Origin of the sequence: Mycobacteroides salmoniphilum (assembly GCF_004924335.1) — a bacterium.
In the GTDB taxonomy this organism is placed as follows: domain Bacteria; phylum Actinomycetota; class Actinomycetes; order Mycobacteriales; family Mycobacteriaceae; genus Mycobacterium; species Mycobacterium salmoniphilum.
The window spans coordinates 3184559-3201224 of the sequence record NZ_CP024633.1 but is presented as its reverse complement, the minus strand read 5'-3'; the positions used below and the strand labels follow the sequence as shown (position 1 = coordinate 3201224).

The following is a 16666-nucleotide window of genomic DNA, read 5'->3' as shown; positions in this document are numbered from 1 at the left end:
TCAGCCCACCATCGCCGAATCGGCAAGCGGTGCAGCACCGGTCACGGTGTGCCAGGCCTGGGCAAGTAGCTCCACACCGCGTAACAACTGATCGTCGTGCTGAGTGAAGGGAACCCGCACAAAACGTTCCAGTGAACCGCCGACCCCGAACCGTGGGCCGGCAGCAATGCGGACCCCGAGGCGCGCGGCGGCGGCCGCGAGCGCGGTACTCATCGGAGCGGGTAGCCGGGCCCAGATGCACAGTCCGCCTTCGGCTTCCTGTAGCTCCCAATCGGGGAGTCGCCGGTGCAGCTCGGCCACCACCAGGGCGCGCCGTGCGCGAAGGGTCTCTCGCTGCGTGGCTTCCACCTCGTCCGCACGTTCCAGCAGCTCGGCGGCGGCCAGCTGTTCGAGGATCGGTGTTCCGGTGTCCATGGCCGCGCGCACCGCGGCGAGCCGGGCGATGGTGGTGCGGTCGGCGCGAATCCAGCCGACGCGCATGCCGCCCCAGAACGATTTCGACATGGACCCGATGGTGACCACCAGATCGGGACGCGCCACCAGCGAGGCCATCGGCGCGGGCGTGGGTGCCACATGCCAGGATCCAACGAGTGACTCGTCGACGATCGTGCGGGTTCTAGTCTGAGAGATGATGTCCGCCAATATTTTTCGTTGTGCAAGTGGCATGGTGAGGCCGGTGGGGTTGTGATTGTCCAGCACCAGGTAGGCCAGGTTTGGAGCCGTTTGACGGATGGTGGTCTCCATGCCGGTCATATCCCAGCCCGACTCGCCTTCGTGGGTGTGCATCGGTACCGGAACAGGGCGTGCACCACGTTGGGTGATCGCATCGAGCGCACCGTGGTAACTCGGCTGCTCCACCAGGACTCTGTCGCCGGGCTCCACGAAAGCGCCGAGGAGTAGCGCGATGGCCTGCTGGGCGCCGCACGTCACCATGATCTGGTCCTCTGCGGTGGGCAGGCCGCGCCGAGAGAAGTGCTCGGCGATGCGGGGGCGCAGCTCCGGAATGCCCACCAGTTCATGACCGATTCCCCGAAGGTGGGTCGGCAGTTTGATCAGGGCCAGCTGATACGCCTCCAGTACCGCGGCGGCCGGTGCGGCGGTGGCGGCATTTTGCAGGTCGATCATCGCGCTCGCCAATCCCGTTGTGGCCGAATGTGATCGGTCGGGGCCGGGCAGAGCAGTGGTGCTGCGCGCTCCCTGGCGGCCGCGCAGGTATCCGTTCTCGCGCAGTTCCGCGTACGCGGCGGTCACAGTGGTGCGGCTGACATGCAGGGCACTCGCCAATGCTCGTTCGCTGGGGATGCGGGCGCCAAGGGGTAGCCGCCCGTCGATGACGAGTAGCCGGATAGCGTCCGCCAGCGCTCCGTACGCGGGGCCCGCAGAGCCCGCGGTGCGCCATTGGCCGAGGTGACGGGCCAGGGTGTCGGCAAGGACGACGCGATCAGACATAAAAGCCAGTGTGACTCAACTGGCTATTGAAAGACAAGCCAGTTGGCCGAGAAACTCGAAGGGTGACCGGGAAATGGATTGGTTGGAGTGCGCGCGGCACTGCCCTGCTGGTGGGTCTGTACCTGTACGGGTTCTCGATGGCGCTCATGGTGCGCGCGGGGCTCGGATTGGACCCGTGGGACGTGTTCCATCAAGGGCTCTCCATGCGTACCGGGATGAGCATCGGACTGGCCTCGGCGGTGACCGGTGTCGTCGTACTTCTCGCGTGGATTCCCTTGCGTAACAGGCCGGGTGTGGGGACGATCGCGAACATCGTCGTCATCGCCGTTGCCGTCGATTCCACGCTGGCCTGGCTGCCCGCGCCGTCGGCGATGGCCGCGCGGGTGGGGTTTTTGGTCGGCGGCGTATTGCTGAACGCGATTGCGACGGTGCTGTACGTCGGCGCGGGGCTGGGGCCGGGTCCTCGTGATGGACTGACAACTGGACTGGTGCATCGCACCGGCCGATCGGTGCGGCTGATCAGGACCACCATCGAGGTCATCGTGGTGGCGACGGGTTGGCTGCTCGGCGGGAACGTGGGCGTGGGGACCCTGCTCTACGCGCTGGGGATCGGACCCCTCATTCAGGTGGTGCTATGGCTGATGCCCCGGCGACTGCTGGCCGTCAGTGGCTGGGGTGCGGTGTTGAGCACGCAGCGCGACAACTCCGCGTCTGTCGTGGCGGCGGAATCACCTCAGGACGTCCCGGCCTGATTGCGTTGGTCGAACGACTCGGCGTCGATCAGGAACTGCTCGCAAAGGGCTTCCGGAAGGTCGATCAGTGTGGATGTCAGCTCGATGACCGCTGGGTCCTGGGCGAGCTCGAGTGTGGTCAAATCCGCGTCCAACTCGTCCGCGTAGCCACTATCGGTGAAGTAACGGACATCGATGCGAAAGGCATGGGCGATACTCTCCAGTGCCTGCAGGGAAGGCCGTCCGCGCTGCCCGTTCCGCAACTGTGACAGATAAGGTGCGGAGACTACGGTACCCCCGGTCCGCATGAACACTAGGAATTCGCTGTTGGAATACGGCCCGCGGCCGGGCGTGTGCAGCACCGCGAACACTCGGTTAAGTCTGGCGACGAATTCCTCTTGCGCTCGGGGATCTTTGAACGGGTAGAGGGTGCTGCGGTTGCTATCGGCCGAGGAATCAAGTTTTGATGTGCGACTATCTTCCACACTATCTGATCCTTGGATTCGCCGGTTGGCGTCGATCAAGCGTCCGAGTGCCGTCGTGTCACGGCGCAGCTGAGACTGGAAGGCGTCGACCCGGCGACGCCACGCCTTGAGGTCATCCCATACCCATGAACGATCCTCGCCATGAGCTGCGCGTTGCTGGATTCGACTCGCTTCGGCATCGAGCTGAGAGATGAGTCGATGGTTAGCAAGCCCGATATTGTGCACCGTGTCCAGGTAGGGATCCGGATCAAGATCGTTTGTCATATCGTTGCCTAGAATTCCTTCCGAGCTTGCTGACGTATGCACGAGGATACGCGATGGCGGCTCGGACGCATGGTCTGGACGGTTCGCGAGATGGCTCCCGCTCGCCGCTCGCCGCGCTCGATGCGGCACGATGGCCCCGTGGCCGAAATTGATCCGGACCTTCTGCTCGATTTCCGCGATGTCCTCTTGCGCCGCAATCGCAAGGTGTTGGTGGGCCCGGTCACCTGGTCGGTCGAGCTCGACGAGCGGTGGGTGGTCGTCGGTCCCAACGGAGCCGGGAAGACGTCATTGCTGCGGATCGCGGCCGCCATGGAGCACCCCACCTCGGGTCACGCGGCCATCCTGGGCGAGCGGTTGGGCCGTGTCGATGTCTCGGAGCTCAAGGCACGGATCGGCCTGAGTTCGGCCGCGCTGGCGCAGCGGATACCGGATAACGAAGTGGTCCGTGATCTGGTGGTTTCCGCCGGATACGCGGTGCTGGGGCGGTGGCGCGAGGAGTACGAGGAGATCGATACCGCGCGCGCGGTGGACATGCTGGAGACCCTTGGCGCCGAGCATCTGGCCGATCGCACGTACGGGACGCTATCCGAGGGTGAGCGCAAACGGGTGCTCATCGCTCGTGCACTGATGACCGATCCCGAGCTGCTGCTCCTCGACGAGCCGGCCGCCGGGCTGGATCTGGGCGGGCGTGAGGAACTTGTGGCGCGGCTGGGTGAGCTTGCCGCCGATCCGGATGCGCCCGCGATGGTTTTGGTGACCCACCACGTCGAGGAGATCCCGCCCGGTTTCAGCCACGCCTTGTTGCTGTCCGAGGGAGAGGTTGTCGCTCAGGGCCTGCTGGCGGACGTGATGACCAGCGAGAACCTGTCCCGCGCGTTCGGCCAGTCGATCGTGGTTGAGATGATCGACGGGCGCTACTTCGCGCGACGTGCCCGGGCCCGGGCAGCCCACCGGGCGCAGTAGCGCGCAAAGTTTAAGGAGCCCTCGTCGATGACACCTACCCCCAGCGATCCAGCGCAGCCGAAACCCGCGGCCACCGTCGTACTCATCCGCGACGGCGCTGTCGGCGTCGAGGCGTTTCTGATGCGCCGCGATAACGCCATGGCCTTTGCCGGCGGGATGACGGTGTTTCCGGGTGGCGGCGTGGACTCCCGCGACCTGCGCGCCGACCTGCCATGGGTGGGCCCGGATGTCGACTGGTGGGCGCAGCGGTTCGGTGTGTCGCCCGAGCTGGCGTCGGCATTGGTGTGTGCCGCCGCTCGCGAGACCTTCGAAGAGTGTGGAGTGCTGTTCGCGGGCACCTCGGAGGCCGAGATCGTGGGGGACGCGGCCGTTTATCGTCAGGCACGTCACGACCTCTCCGACAAGACGCTGTCCTTCGGAGAGTTCCTGCAGCGTGAGGGGCTTTTTCTGCGGGCAGACCTGCTACGACCGTGGGCCAACTGGATCACACCGGAGGCAGAGCCGCGTCGGTACGACACGTTCTTCTTCGTCGCGGCGTTGCCGTCGGGGCAGGACGCCGACGGCGATAACACGGAGGCCGTCGCCTCGGGTTGGCAGACTCCCGAGGCCGCGATATCGGCCTTTACCGAGCGACGCAGCTTCCTGCTTCCTCCCACCTGGTCGCAGCTCGACGCCGTGTCCTCGTCCGGAGCGACGGTCTCGGAGGTGCTGGCATCGGCGCGACAGATCGCTCCGATCATGCCGATCCTGACGGAGCAGGACGGTCGATGGTTCGTCCAATTCGACGATGTGGACCGCTACGAGGCCGCCCGGCAGGGCGCCGTGGAGATCCCCGAGGTGGCCGGGCCGGAGCTGTCATGACCGAACCCGAATTCGTCTCGGTACGTACCGCGCCCGAGCATCCCGGCATTGGCACCATCGCGCTGTCGCGTCCGCCCACCAACGCCCTCACCCGCCAGATGTACCGCGAGCTGGCCCTCGCCGCCGCCGAGGCAAACGCGCGCGCGGACATCCGCGTCGTCATCGTCTACGGCGGGCACGAAATCTTTTGCACTGGTGATGATTTGGCTGAACTATCGGAGTTGACCCCTGATGAGATGTCGCGCAGCGCCGGTGACCGCCAGGCCGCGCTGACCGCGGTGGCAGAGCTGGCCAAACCCACGATCGCCGCGATCACGGGATACGCGTTGGGCAGTGGTCTGGAGTTGGCGCTGGCTGCCGATTGGCGGATCGCGGGGGACAACGCCAAGGTGGGTTCGCCAGAGATCCTGGCGGGCATGATCCCGGGCGGTGGCGGGACGGTGCGTCTGGCGCGCGTTGTGGGTTTGAGTCGGGCCAAGGAAATGGTGTTCAGCGGCCGACTGGTCGCCGCCAAGGAGGCCCTGCGGATGGGGCTTCTGGATCAGATGGTGGCACCCGACGATGTCTACACCGAGGCCGCGGCCTGGGCCCGGCGCTTTGTCGACGGGCCACCCCTGGCGCTCGCCGCCGCCAAGGCCGCAATCGACCACGGCTTCGACAGTCCGCTGGCCGGGGGACTGGACAGGGAACGCGAGCTGTTTTGCCAGGTGTTCGCGACACAGGATCGTGCGGACGGGGTGGCCGCTCAGCTGGAGATCGGCCCGGGGACGGCCCGGTTCAGGGGAGCCTAACCAGGCGTTAGGCTGACGGCCATGACGGAGATTTCCGAGCCGACGACCAAGGCCACTGCGGAGCAGGTCGCTGCCGCTTTTGAGGACAACAAACTCGCCCAGATCCTCTATCACGACTGGGAAGCGGAGACCTACGACGAGAAGTGGTCCATCTCGTACGACCAGCGCTGCATCGATTACGCCCGCGGACGGTTCGACGCCATCGTGCCCGCCGAGGACCAGCGCGAGCTGCCGTATGACCGTGCCCTGGAGCTCGGGTGTGGCACCGGTTTCTTCCTGCTGAACCTGATGCAGTCGGGCGTCGCGCGCCGTGGTTCGGTCACCGACCTGTCGCCAGGCATGGTCAAGGTCGCCACCCGCACCGGCAAGGAGCTGGGCCTGGACGTCGACGGCCGGGTCGCCGATGCCGAGCGGATTCCTTACGACGACAACACCTTCGATCTGGTGGTGGGCCATGCCGTGTTGCACCACATTCCCGATGTCGAGCTGTCGCTGCGTGAGGTGCTGCGGGTGCTCAAGCCCGGTGGACGGTTCATCTTCGCCGGCGAGCCCACCACGGTCGGGAACCTGTACGCGCGCGCGCTCGCGAATCTGACGTGGAAGGCCACGGTCCAGGCGATGAAGCTGCCGGGATTGGAGAGCTGGCGGCGTCCGCAGGAGGAACTCGACGAGAATTCGCGTGCCGCGGCCCTGGAATGGGTCGTTGACCTGCACACGTTTGATCCTGCCGACCTCGAGAAGATGGCCACCAACGCCGGTGCCGTTGCGGTGCGGACGGCCAGCGAGGAATTCACCGCCGCCATGCTGGGCTGGCCGGTGCGCACGTTCGAGTCGACGGTGCCGCCGGGCAAGTTGGGCTGGGGCTGGGCGAAGTTCGCGTTCGGTGGTTGGAAGGCGCTCAGCTGGGTCGACGAGAACGTGTGGCGTCATGTGGTGCCGAAGGGCTGGTACTACAACGTGATGATCACCGGGCTCAAGTCCTCGTAATCCCTCGAATTCCTGCCGGTGTTCGAGCTTCCCGACGTCGCATATCTGTCGTCGGAGGCGGGCAGTGCGGACCTGGCGCGGGCCTCCGCGTACACCTTCGCGACGGGCACTCTGGTGGCCGATACGACGGCCCTGCGCACCGAATTCGGCGACCGCGCCGCTGTCTTGGCGCAGACCGTGCAGCTGCGCCGTAAGGCGATGGCCAAGCTGGGCGATGTGCGTGACTGGCTGTTCACCGATGACGCGCTACAGCAGGCGACGCCCGCCGCGGTGGCGCGACACCGGGCCGGGCGATTGACCGGGCGGGTGGTTCATGATGTGACGTGCTCGGTGGGGACCGAGCTCGCGGCCCTCGACGGCGTTGCCGCCACGGTCATCGGCAGCGATCTCGATCCGGTGCGAACGGCAATGGCGCGCCACAACATCGGCAACCAGGTTCTGGTGTGTCGGGCGGATGCGCTGGCACCATCCAGCCGTGCCGAGGTGGTGATCGCCGATCCGGGGCGCCGCGCCGGCGGGCGCCGACGGTTCGATCCGTCGGCCTACTCACCGCCCCTGGACGCGGTGCTGCGCACATACGCCGATCGCGATCTGGTCGTCAAATGCGCTCCGGGACTGGACTTCACCGATCTGCGGGAACAGACCGGGTTTGCCGGTGAGGTCGAGGTTGTGTCGCTCGACGGGGGCGTCCGCGAGGCATGTCTGTGGTCGGTGGGGTTGGCTCGGGCACACCGGCGCGCCACCGTGCTCACCACGGCCGGTGCCGGCTATCAGCTGACCGATGCCGACCCCGATGACTGTGCGGTCGCCGACGCGGGCGAGTGGATCATCGACCCCGACGGCGCAGTCGTGCGCGCCGGTCTGGTGCGGCAATACGCTGCGCGGCATGGGTTGTGGCAGTTGGATCCCCGTATCGCCTACCTGTCGGGGGATTCGGTGCCTGCCGGTGTGCAGGGCTATCGGGTGCTCGATGTGCTCGCGTACAGCGAGAAGCGGCTGCGTCAGGCGCTCGCCGCTCGCGATTGTGGGTCCGTGGAGATCACCGTGCGCGGGGTCGATCTCGACCCGGCGGTGCTGCGCACCCGGCTGAAGTTGCGCGGCGGTGTGGCGCTATCGGTCGTCATCACCCGGGTAGGTAGTGGTGCAACAGCATTCGTTTGTGAGGCTAGGTCCCCGGGCGGAACCCGTACACCAGACCCTCGCTCAACGTGACGATCACCCGCTGATCGGGTCCGATCGAGATGCCGACCGGGAAGCCTGTGGCATCGGGCAGCGGGTACCGGTTGATGGTGGCTCCGTCCGGGGTGTTGAACACCACCAGAGCCAGCCCCTTGTCTCCGTCTCTAACAACGGCATAGCCCACGTTTCCTGCGGCCTGACTCGATGTCGAGAGCGGAGCGAGATCATCGCGACGCCAGGCGATTTCACCCTTGGTGCCGGAGTCCTTGATCCCCACCAGGGTGGCCTTGTCGCCGGTTCCGGCGATGATGGTCCCGTCCGGTGCAACAGAGGGTGGCGTCGTGGCGTTGAATCCCAAGGGCACCGACCATTTCTGGCTGCCATCGAACGTGTGCATCGCGTGTAGCGAACCCTTGCGGTCGTTGATGTAGACCGTCTCGCCATCGTGGGACATCACGGGGGAGCCGATCACGCCTTCATCGATGATCTTGTTGGCCCACTTGTGTTTCAAAGTGATCTTGCCGTCGGCGTCGTAGGTGATTCCCAGCAGCACCGGTACCGGTTTGCCCGGCTGCCACAGCGTGGTGACAATCGTGCCGGTCTCCGGATCGTAGGCGGGGGAGGCGGATATCGGGCATTGGGGCCTCGCCGCCTCGCAATCATCCAGGCCGCGTCGTGGATCGGCAGGGTCGACCCCTTCGAGCAGATCCATGGGGGTACCCACGACCTCGCCGCGCTGGGCGTCGAAGATCAGTATCTGGCCGAGGTGCGTGACAACGAGAAGCCGTCCGGGCTCGACGATCTTGGGCGTGGTCGGTGCGCCGATGACGGGCTTGCGCCACCGAATCCACTGGGTGGGCGGGAACGACACCACGGCGCCGGGCTGACCCATGTAAATGTTGTTGTAGCCGTCGGAGAGCGGTCCTGACCACGGGCTTCCGGTGACCATCCGGGTACACCAGCGCTGGCGGGCAGCCTTATCGTTCTCCCACTCCATGAGCGTGCAACCGGACTGGGTGTCGGCGCTGACGGCGACGAAGTTGTCGATACCGATGGCCGCGGCACTGCGTATCTGGCCCTTGGTGTTCCGGCTCCACTCCAGGGTCAGCTCGCGAGCGCCCTCGGTGGGCGTGTAGCTGCTGTTGTGCGCATCGGCGTAGGTGGCGGACCAGCCGGGCGCCGCCTTGATGTTGATCCAGGAATCATCCCCGGAACATCCGGTGACGGTGAGGAGTGTCGCGAAAGCAATGCTCGCGAGTACTCGTGCCCGGGAAAGCACGGTGAGGCACTCCTTCCATAGGGGGCGGTCCGGCCCATCGCAGGGTAGCGTGCGCGTCCTGCCCCGTCCCGTAGGCTGTGCGGCCATGACGACGATGTGGGGCGCTCCCCTGCACAAGCGGTGGCGCGGACAGCGCCTACGCGACCCAGCACAGGCTAAATTCCTGACCAAGGCCTCATTGCGATGGGTGATCGCGAACAAGGCATACACGCCGTGGTACCTGGTGCGGTACTGGCGCCTGCTCAAGTTCAAGCTTTCCAACCCGCACATCGTCACGCGCGGCATGCTGTTCCTCGGCAAGAACGTCGAGATTCACTGCACACCCGAGCTGGCCCGGATGGAGATCGGCAGATGGGTGCATATCGGCGACGGAAACTCGCTGCGTGCCCATGAGGGGTCCCTACGTCTGGGCGACAAGGTGGTGTTCGGTAAGGACAACGTCGTCAACGCCTACATCGACATCGAGTTCGGCGACTCCGCCCTCATGGCCGACTGGTGCTACGTGTGTGATTTCGACCATCGCATGGACGACATCACCTACCCGATCAAGGACCAGGGCATCGCTAAATCTCCGGTGCGCATCGGGCCGGACACCTGGATCGCCACCAAGGTGACGGTCCTTCGGGACACGATCGTTGGCCGCGGCTGCGTGCTCGGTGCCCACGCCGTGGTCAAGGGTGTGATCCCGGACTATTCGATCGCCGTCGGGGCGCCGGCCAGGGTCGTCAAGAACCGGAAGGTGGCCTGGGACGCCTCGGCCGCGCAGCGTGCGCAACTTGCCGAGGCGCTGGCCGATATTGAACGCAAGAAGGCGGCCGCTAGCTCACCGGAGTGAGGGTGAACAGTGGAAAGACCCGCGCGGTGCGTGTCGTGTACTCCGCGTAGGGAGGGAAGGCCGCCACGGCACGGTCCCACCATGTGTCACGCTCGGCCTCGTCGGTGACCTCGTCGGCGCGTACGGTCTGCACGTTCTCGCCGTCGCGCAGTTCGATCACCGGATTGGCCCGCAGGTTGGCGACCCAGGCCGGGTTCTTCGGGGCTCCACCGATTGAGCCGACCGCCAGGTATATGCCCGCGCGCTCGACGCGCATGAGTGGCGCCTTGCGGATCTGTCCCGATTTCGCCCCGACGGTGTACAGCACCACGACGGGGATGCCGTCGAATGTGGTGCCTTCGGCCCCGCCGCTGGATTCGTAGATCTCGATCTGCTCGTCGACCCACTGCGGGTTGGTGGCGATGTACTCGGAGGTGAAGTGGTTGCTCACGGTCGCTGCAACACACGCGGTGGGCGCCCTATTTCACCCCAGGTCGCGCAGCAGGTCCTCGATGCGGTTGTAACTGACCTGCATGCCACCCTCCATGCCGGAGTTGATGTGCCCGTCGCGGTGCTCCTTGCAGCTGTGCTGCACCAGCACCCGCATAGTCGTCACGCCATCGGCCTCATCCAGGGTGGTGGAGACGAGCGCCTCGCCGTCGGGCACACCTTCGAACACCTCGGTGCTGACCAGCCGGTGCGGTGCGTCGATCTCGCGGTACTCGCCATGGAAGGCGACCTTCATGTCGGGCTCGGACTCGCACGGTTGGCTGACCACGTACCGCCACGTGCCGCCGACCCGCAGATCGATCTCGCAGACCTGCCATTGTGCGGTCTCGAATCCCCACCAGCGCTTGACCAGCTCGGGTTCGGTGAGTGTCCGGAAGACCAGCGCGGCGGGCGCGTCGAACGATCGGGTGATGAGAATTGTTGTGTCCGAGGGAAGTTGGACGGTGGCGCTGCCATAACGGTTGCTAACGGTCATTCCATTTCCTCTTTCTTGAGTTCGGTGAGTAGATCGTCGAGTCGGTCGAGGCGCTGGTTCCAGGTGCGTTCGAACGCGCCCACCCAGTCATGGACGGGCCGCAGGGCCGCACCGTTGACGCGATAGAAGCGTTGTCGTCCGTGTGAGCGCACCCGCACCAGATCCACAGCACGGAGCACGCCCAGATGCTTGGACACCTGCGGTTGACCCATCCGGGTCCGCGTCACCAGTTCGTTCACGGTGACCTCACCGGCGCCGATGGCGCTGAGCAGGTCACGGCGGCCCGCCTCGGCGATCGCGTTGAACGCGTCAGCGGTGGTGGGGGTGCGCGCCATGAATGAAACATATACCGATATAGGTATATGTCAAGGCCTGGGTCATCGGAATCTCAGCGAACTGCGGTACCCTGAGCCCGTTGGCGATGCCGACCGAAATCAGTCATTGCGGGGTAGTGGGAAGCTGAGTATGGACAGGCCGATCAAGACCCGCCGTATCAAGTTTCGCTACCAGCCGGGTTCGCTGGATCGCCATTTTGTGCAGGGTGACCTGGTGTCGAGCCACATGATGGCGATGCTGTCGGCGGTGTTTCCTGAGGGTGAGGAGTTCTTCATCCGGTCGGTTCGGCGCTACTCGGACCAGATCACCGATCCCGAACTCAAGAAGCAGGTGTCCGGGTTCATCGGCCAGGAGATGACCCACGGGCGTGAGCATCGTGAACTCAACGAGCGCCTGCAGGAAATGGGATATCCCACTGCGTTCGTGGAACGGTTGGCTCGCCGGATATTCAACTTCCAGACCCGGAACTACCCGCCGATCTACACGTTGGCCGTCACGGCCGCGTTGGAGCATTACACCGCGGTTCTCGCGGAGACCCTGCTGACCGATCAACGTGCCCTGGACATGCTCGGCGAGGGCGAGGTGCGTTCCATGCTGCTGTGGCATGCCTTCGAGGAGGCCGAGCACCGTTGCGTCACGTTCGACGTCTACCGAGCGGTCGGTGGTAGTGAGCGGCTGCGCATCTGGGTGATGCGGCGCACCACCATCGCGTTCATCTACACCACATTCTTTGAGACGGTGATCTCGCTGCTGCGTGACAAGGCCGCCTACAACCCCATCCGGCTGGTGAAAAGCATTGTGGCGTTACGGCACTTGCCGTTCCTGAGCCGCGAGGTGCGACGCCGCATCGGTGAGTACAACCGTCCGGGATTCCACCCCAACGATTCCGACAACACCGAACTCATCGAGAAATGGCATGCCGAACTTTTCGGGGAGAACGGGCAGCTGGCCGGACACCTGCACTAGGGCCGGGCTCACGCGCGTCGGCACGCTGGTGATACTGGTGGGGAGACGGACAGCGGGTGAGGTGATCGTGGAACGGGAAATCAAGACCAGGCGGATCAAGTTTCGCTATCCGGCTGGTTCCATGCGGCGTCACTACGTGCAGGACGACTTGGGGATGAGTCACGTGGTGTCGGTGCTCTCGGGGGCTTTCCCCGAGGGCGAGGCGTTCATGATCCGCTCGGTGCGCGCGGTCGCCGACCAGATCACCGATCCTGAGCTCAAGAAGCAGGTGGCCGGGTTCATCGGCCAGGAGGCGACACACAGCCGTGAGCACCGCGAGCTCAACGAGCGCCTGCAGGAAATGGGCTATCCGACCGCGTTCATCGATCGAGCGACGCGCCGGGGGCTGGAAGCGCGCACGCGCTACTCCTCGGCGAAGTACTGCCTCGCGATGACCGCGGCGCTGGAGCATTACACCGCGATCCTGGCCGAGACGCTCCTGACCGACGAACGCGCCCAACAGATGTTGGGGCAGGGTGAGGTGCGATCCATGCTGCTGTGGCACGCGTTGGAGGAATCCGAGCATCGTACGGTGGCCTTCGATGTCTACCAGGCCGTCGGCGGCACCAACCGCATGCGGGTATTTGTCATGTGGTTCACCACATGTGGATTCTTCACGCTTGCCGCGTGTGCGTCGTTCATATCGTTGTTTCGGGACCGGGACTTCTACAACCCCAGGATCTCCTTTCGCAGCGCCATCCGATTGTTCCGCTCGCCTTTCTTCTCGCGCGAGGTGTTTAGGCGGCTAGTGTCTTACAGCCGCAAAGACTTTCACCCCGACGACGTGGACAACACCGAACTCATCGCGACGTGGAATGCCGTGTTGTTTGGTGAGCAGGGGCAGATCGCCGACCACGTGCACTGATTCTCAGTTCGTCAGGTCCGAGCTAGCCCGGCTACGTCGAATCAAAGGGGGGCGCCCCCTTGGCACAAACCTACAGCCGTGTCGATCACGTCCCGCGAATTTCTGTCGTTCTGAGCCAGCTCTGTGCTCCACACCAGACAGGTTGGCAGGACGAAGTCGAGACCGTCTACAGGCAGGCACACCGTCTCTGCAGAGTGGTAGAGGTCAGAGGTCTCTCTGGCGCCCTCCGAGATAGGTGCTATCGCGAATGCTCTGCCGGTGCTGATGGCTTCAGCGGCTGAAGAATGATCGGCGGGGTTGTGTCGTGATCGCTTGAGAAGGCTAGTGGCCCTTAGCAGTCCATCGACCTGTCGTCGGTATTCGGTGTCGCTGTCACGCCGATCGGTGACGTAGTCGAGCTTGATGAGTTCTTCGAGGGAGATTGAGCTACGCGCTCCGTACTCAGCTCTCGATAGCACTGCTCCTACACTCTCTTGCCGAACAACGACGCTGCTCAATGTGGTGTTGGTTGGTGCTGACCGCGCGAAGCCGAACACCAAGTCTTTCCGCACTATCGCACTGATGGCTTCCTGGCTTCTTCGCCGCCGCTTGATCAGCGTCAGGCGCTCGGCGTAGAGCTCCTCCAGGCGCTCGAGCTTGGAGGACAGTTCTGGGTGGAGCCAGGGCGGTACGCCGTAGCTAATTGTTTGACTGCCAGAGGCGAGATCAGGTGACACAGCATCCGGCAAGGTATCGAATTGGTGGAGTATCTTCTCGGCGAGCGGGAGTAGGTTGACGCCTGAGGGAGTGAGAACTACCCGGCGCGTATCGCGAATAAATAGCTTTGTTTTGAGTGTCCCTTCCATGGCGCGGATCCGCCGGCTAAGCGGGGGAACGGACATATGAAGGTCGGCCGCAGCACGAGTGAAGTTTAGCCTCGCTGCCACCGCGACGAAGCAACGCAAGTCGTGTATCTCGAGGCCTCTTACATCCACGTTCCCGATTATATCCAAGTAAGGGATGAACAAATTTTGCGGGCGCGTCCGCGAGTATCGATGAGGGCACGGATCGATTGATTACATGCGTCAATATTGGAGCGTCGGGCATGATCCAGCGACTGCTTGGCATTTCCGAACTGAATCAGAATCACTGTTGTTTGCTGAGCAATAGTTATTGCTCAGAAAGCAATAGTCATCTTACTGGGTCTGTTGCTGCGTGGTGATCGATCAAAAACGTCATTGACCTCTAAAAATGCTGCTTTTTAACTAGCTCGATTCAATGATAAATAGAGTATCTATGATCCTTGTCACATGCCATTAGTTTGCGGTTGCTTTATTCGCTAGATACTGTCCTCGCCAGTTGCCTTACAGGTGAACCGCAAGGTGCAAGAAGTAATACTGCACGCCGCAGATATCTTGCAGATGCTGCTAGGTGGGCAACGATCATGTTCTCATTTTTAGTTGCCATTTATTCGGTTATGCGAAGAGTTTTTCTAGTCGAGAATTTCGGAAAGGTGACGATGAATCCGCTAAAGATTTCAACTCGGCGACGGGGGTCGGCGCGCGCGGTTATCCGGGTGGTCTCGGGTCTCTTCGCTGTATTGGCGATGCTCGCCACGAGCGCTGTGACTGCGAATGCGCAAGGTCTGCCTGACTCAAATTTGCTTGATCGGACCGAAGATGGCTGGGGCATTGAAGTAGACACGCTCGACGAGGAAGTTAACCCAGTTCCGAATCTGGCTGCGACGGCATTTTCGAGGGAAGCGTTCGTGCAGTTCACGGGCGTTGGAAAGATCAACGGTCAGGGAAGCAACCCTGTGACCTCAGCATCGCTGACCATCGGCTACCAGATGGGATGCCAGATCGATCTAAGTCAGGGCATCACTTTGGGTGGCAGCGTAGGTGCTGGCGTGGGCGGTGGAGTTGGCGGGATCTTCGGTGGGCCGGGGCCGTTTGGTGCGGGCTTCGGCGCAGTGGGCGCGGGTGCAGGCATCAATGGAGGGTTGCAGTTCACATTGCGGCCCGGCGGAATTGTCGCGATTCCCATGGACAGCATGGCTCTCAGAGGCAGTGAGGCGCGGTTGCGGGTGCGGAACATGCATATCAAGATCGACGCATGCGGAGGCCCGGTTACGGTTCGGTCTTTCACGCTGCTGAGTATCACGACCGATTTCACGCACTCCTCGTTGGCAACTTATGGCGAGCCCATTCAGATCTAGTGTGGGCAAGACTTTGGTCGCCAGAAGTTCAATTCCTGTAAAGCGATTAGGAGCACTATGCACAAGCTAGTAGTGAGGTCGGCGTTCGCGGTTATGTCGGTGAGCTTGGTTGGATTAGGTGTTGGTTCGGCGCTCGCTCACGCGGACCCAATACCAGCGCCTGCACCGGCACCAGCGCCCAATCCGTATCTCAATCCGCACAGTTCCAGCGCGCCTGGGGCGGCGATTTATGGCGAGATGAGCCCATATGCGGGGGGACAGGCTCCAGGCGTTAGCTCGCCGCAGCCCGGCATCGTGCCGGGGTACGTGCCCGGTGGTTTGGGTCCGCTGGCCAGCGAAATCAGCACGGGGTCAAGCGGATATCGTCCGGGGACGAATGCAATTCTTCCCGGATACATGACAGGTCTTCCTGTCCCGGACTTCCCCGCGAATCACATTCAGGGACCGCCGTTAAAGCTCCCGGGCAACTAATATGCGGCACGGAGGCCGGTTGAGTCAGATATTGGCCCACACCGTCCGTTGCATGGTGGTGTGTGTGGTCTGTCTTGCCTTAGGCGGTGTTCAGGCAGGGGTTGGAGGCAACGTGGCCAAAGCGTCGTCTCCAACCCTCCGCGACGTGTCTGGCCGGTTGGCTGATCCGCCGATCGATCCTCTACCGGACCCTGGTCCCGGACTGTCTCCTCCGGGAGGCGCGGCAACGCCACGCGCTGAAGATGCTCCGGGGCAGCTACGGGCGCCTGTATCGCCGGCGCCAGTTGATGATCCTGGTGCGTCGCCGGCACCGGCTGACACTCGACCCGATGAGCCGGCTTCGCCGCAGGATTGCCAGATCATTCGATCGGCGTCCGGGAGAATCGACGCATTGGCGATCAGGATCGCTGCCGTCTCGGATCCTTTTCCCACGAAGGAATCGGGGGAATTGGTTGTCGACAGCGATCTTCGGTTGTTCAATAGCATCGTCAGCTTGGCGGTGAGCGCTAGCGTGAACCTCGAGAATGCTCGCGAGAAGAACAAGTTTGAAGTGTTCAAAAACGCGGTAATCGCGATGAGCACGCTGTACACCGAACGCCGCAGTCAGGACCTCACGAAGCCAGCCACCGCGGAATGGGCGGCTCGTCTGGCGCAGCTTCTGGATTCTTGGTCCAAGGCCTACGCTCTGATCTTGAACAGCTGTTATATCTGATGTGGTTGGTGGCTCTTCATCACGATGCGGCTGCCCGAGCCGATTGACATCGAACTGGACCTTGACGGCGGAGTGATCTACTGGACCGACCGTGGAGCTCCCCCGTTGGGAAATACGTTGAACCGCGCCCAGATCCCCGCCCAGAGACAGTCAGGCGCCTACGTCAGCGATATGGCAGGCGAGATTCGTGCAGTCAACCTCGACGGTAGTGGTGAGCGCACGTTGGCCAAGGTTGACGGGAACTTCACCGGAATCGTCGGAATCTGAAGCGCTCGGCGTTCAGCTGATCTTC

General features: G+C 63.5%; 18 protein-coding genes and 1 pseudogene. 12 read left to right on the top strand and 7 right to left on the bottom strand.

What is annotated here, in order from left to right:
* The gene (gene yczR, locus DSM43276_RS15920) at positions 1-1449 is read right to left on the bottom strand and encodes a MocR-like transcription factor YczR (protein WP_078329686.1); all 1449 of its coding nucleotides are present in this window, start codon (positions 1447-1449) and stop codon (positions 1-3) included.
* Positions 1450-1511: 62 nt separating this feature from the next.
* On the opposite strand from yczR, the gene yczE reads away from it, so the two are divergent.
* On the top strand, positions 1512-2201 hold the full coding sequence (gene yczE, locus DSM43276_RS15915) for a membrane protein YczE (RefSeq protein ID WP_078329687.1): 690 nt from the start codon (positions 1512-1514) through the stop codon (positions 2199-2201).
* Here yczE and DSM43276_RS15910 read toward each other — a convergent pair.
* On the bottom strand, positions 2183-2929 hold the full coding sequence (locus DSM43276_RS15910) for a helix-turn-helix transcriptional regulator (protein ID WP_078329688.1): 747 nt from the start codon (positions 2927-2929) through the stop codon (positions 2183-2185). The genes yczE and DSM43276_RS15910 overlap by 19 nt on opposite strands.
* Before the next feature lie 120 nt (positions 2930-3049).
* Between DSM43276_RS15910 and DSM43276_RS15905 the strand changes: the two genes are divergently transcribed.
* The 5 genes from DSM43276_RS15905 to DSM43276_RS15885 are packed head-to-tail and all read left to right on the top strand — an operon-like array spanning position 3050 to position 7743.
* The gene (locus DSM43276_RS15905; protein ID WP_078324130.1) at positions 3050-3892 is read left to right on the top strand and encodes an ABC transporter ATP-binding protein; all 843 of its coding nucleotides are present in this window, start codon (positions 3050-3052) and stop codon (positions 3890-3892) included.
* A gap of 27 nt (positions 3893-3919) precedes the next feature.
* Positions 3920-4753, top strand: a complete 834-nt coding sequence (locus tag DSM43276_RS15900) for an NUDIX hydrolase (RefSeq protein ID WP_078329689.1) — start codon at positions 3920-3922, stop codon at positions 4751-4753.
* Positions 4750-5544 carry an enoyl-CoA hydratase gene (locus DSM43276_RS15895; protein ID WP_078329690.1) on the top strand — a complete coding sequence of 265 codons (795 nt, stop codon included), beginning with the start codon at positions 4750-4752 and terminating at the stop codon, positions 5542-5544. The genes DSM43276_RS15900 and DSM43276_RS15895 overlap by 4 nt, the downstream gene beginning before the upstream one ends.
* A gap of 21 nt (positions 5545-5565) precedes the next feature.
* Complete coding sequence (locus tag DSM43276_RS15890) at positions 5566-6531, top strand: class I SAM-dependent methyltransferase (RefSeq protein WP_078329691.1); 966 nt, start codon at positions 5566-5568, stop codon at positions 6529-6531.
* 18 nt (positions 6532-6549) lie between these two features.
* Positions 6550-7743, top strand: coding sequence for a THUMP-like domain-containing protein (locus tag DSM43276_RS15885; RefSeq protein ID WP_078329692.1), 1194 nt, complete (start codon positions 6550-6552; stop codon positions 7741-7743).
* Here DSM43276_RS15885 and DSM43276_RS15880 read toward each other — a convergent pair.
* Positions 7697-8989: an outer membrane protein assembly factor BamB family protein gene (locus tag DSM43276_RS15880; protein ID WP_078329693.1), complete on the bottom strand. Its 1293-nt coding sequence runs from the start codon at positions 8987-8989 to the stop codon at positions 7697-7699. The genes DSM43276_RS15885 and DSM43276_RS15880 overlap by 47 nt on opposite strands.
* Positions 8990-9074: 85 nt before the next feature.
* Here DSM43276_RS15880 and DSM43276_RS15875 point away from each other — a divergent pair, with 85 nt between their 5' ends.
* Complete coding sequence (locus DSM43276_RS15875) at positions 9075-9824, top strand: acyltransferase (RefSeq protein ID WP_078294627.1); 750 nt, start codon at positions 9075-9077, stop codon at positions 9822-9824.
* On the opposite strand, the gene DSM43276_RS15870 is transcribed toward DSM43276_RS15875, so the two are convergent.
* Genes DSM43276_RS15870 through DSM43276_RS15860 form a run of 3 tightly spaced genes read right to left on the bottom strand, consistent with a single transcriptional unit; the run spans position 9808 to position 11123 of the window.
* Positions 9808-10254 carry a nitroreductase family deazaflavin-dependent oxidoreductase gene (locus DSM43276_RS15870; protein ID WP_078329694.1) on the bottom strand — a complete coding sequence of 149 codons (447 nt, stop codon included), beginning with the start codon at positions 10252-10254 and terminating at the stop codon, positions 9808-9810. The genes DSM43276_RS15875 and DSM43276_RS15870 overlap by 17 nt on opposite strands.
* A gap of 33 nt (positions 10255-10287) precedes the next feature.
* On the bottom strand, positions 10288-10788 hold the full coding sequence (locus tag DSM43276_RS15865) for an SRPBCC family protein (protein WP_078329695.1): 501 nt from the start codon (positions 10786-10788) through the stop codon (positions 10288-10290).
* The gene (locus DSM43276_RS15860) at positions 10785-11123 is read right to left on the bottom strand and encodes an ArsR/SmtB family transcription factor (protein ID WP_078296023.1); all 339 of its coding nucleotides are present in this window, start codon (positions 11121-11123) and stop codon (positions 10785-10787) included. The genes DSM43276_RS15865 and DSM43276_RS15860 overlap by 4 nt, the downstream gene beginning before the upstream one ends.
* Positions 11124-11253: 130 nt before the next feature.
* Here DSM43276_RS15860 and DSM43276_RS15855 point away from each other — a divergent pair, with 130 nt between their 5' ends.
* Both DSM43276_RS15855 and DSM43276_RS15850 read left to right on the top strand, forming a co-directional pair.
* On the top strand, positions 11254-12090 hold the full coding sequence (locus DSM43276_RS15855; RefSeq protein WP_078329696.1) for a metal-dependent hydrolase: 837 nt from the start codon (positions 11254-11256) through the stop codon (positions 12088-12090).
* A 67-nt stretch (positions 12091-12157) separates the two neighbouring features.
* Entirely contained in the window at positions 12158-12994 is an 837-nt protein-coding gene (locus tag DSM43276_RS15850) for a metal-dependent hydrolase (protein ID WP_078329774.1), read from the top strand.
* A gap of 41 nt (positions 12995-13035) precedes the next feature.
* Here the strand turns inward: DSM43276_RS15850 and DSM43276_RS15845 are convergent, their stop codons facing one another.
* Positions 13036-13968, bottom strand: a complete 933-nt coding sequence (locus DSM43276_RS15845; RefSeq protein WP_136629105.1) for a LysR family transcriptional regulator — start codon at positions 13966-13968, stop codon at positions 13036-13038.
* Positions 13969-14417: 449 nt separating this feature from the next.
* Between DSM43276_RS15845 and DSM43276_RS15840 the strand changes: the two genes are divergently transcribed.
* From DSM43276_RS15840 to DSM43276_RS15830, 3 genes and pseudogenes are all read left to right on the top strand, one after another.
* Complete coding sequence (locus tag DSM43276_RS15840) at positions 14418-15191, top strand: MspA family porin (RefSeq protein WP_234803029.1); 774 nt, start codon at positions 14418-14420, stop codon at positions 15189-15191.
* A gap of 862 nt (positions 15192-16053) precedes the next feature.
* The gene (locus tag DSM43276_RS15835) at positions 16054-16374 is read left to right on the top strand and encodes a hypothetical protein (protein ID WP_078329698.1); all 321 of its coding nucleotides are present in this window, start codon (positions 16054-16056) and stop codon (positions 16372-16374) included.
* 30 nt (positions 16375-16404) lie between these two features.
* Positions 16405-16641, top strand: a pseudogene (locus tag DSM43276_RS15830) (hypothetical protein); the annotation flags it as partial.
* Between the last annotated feature and the right edge of the window lie 25 nt (positions 16642-16666).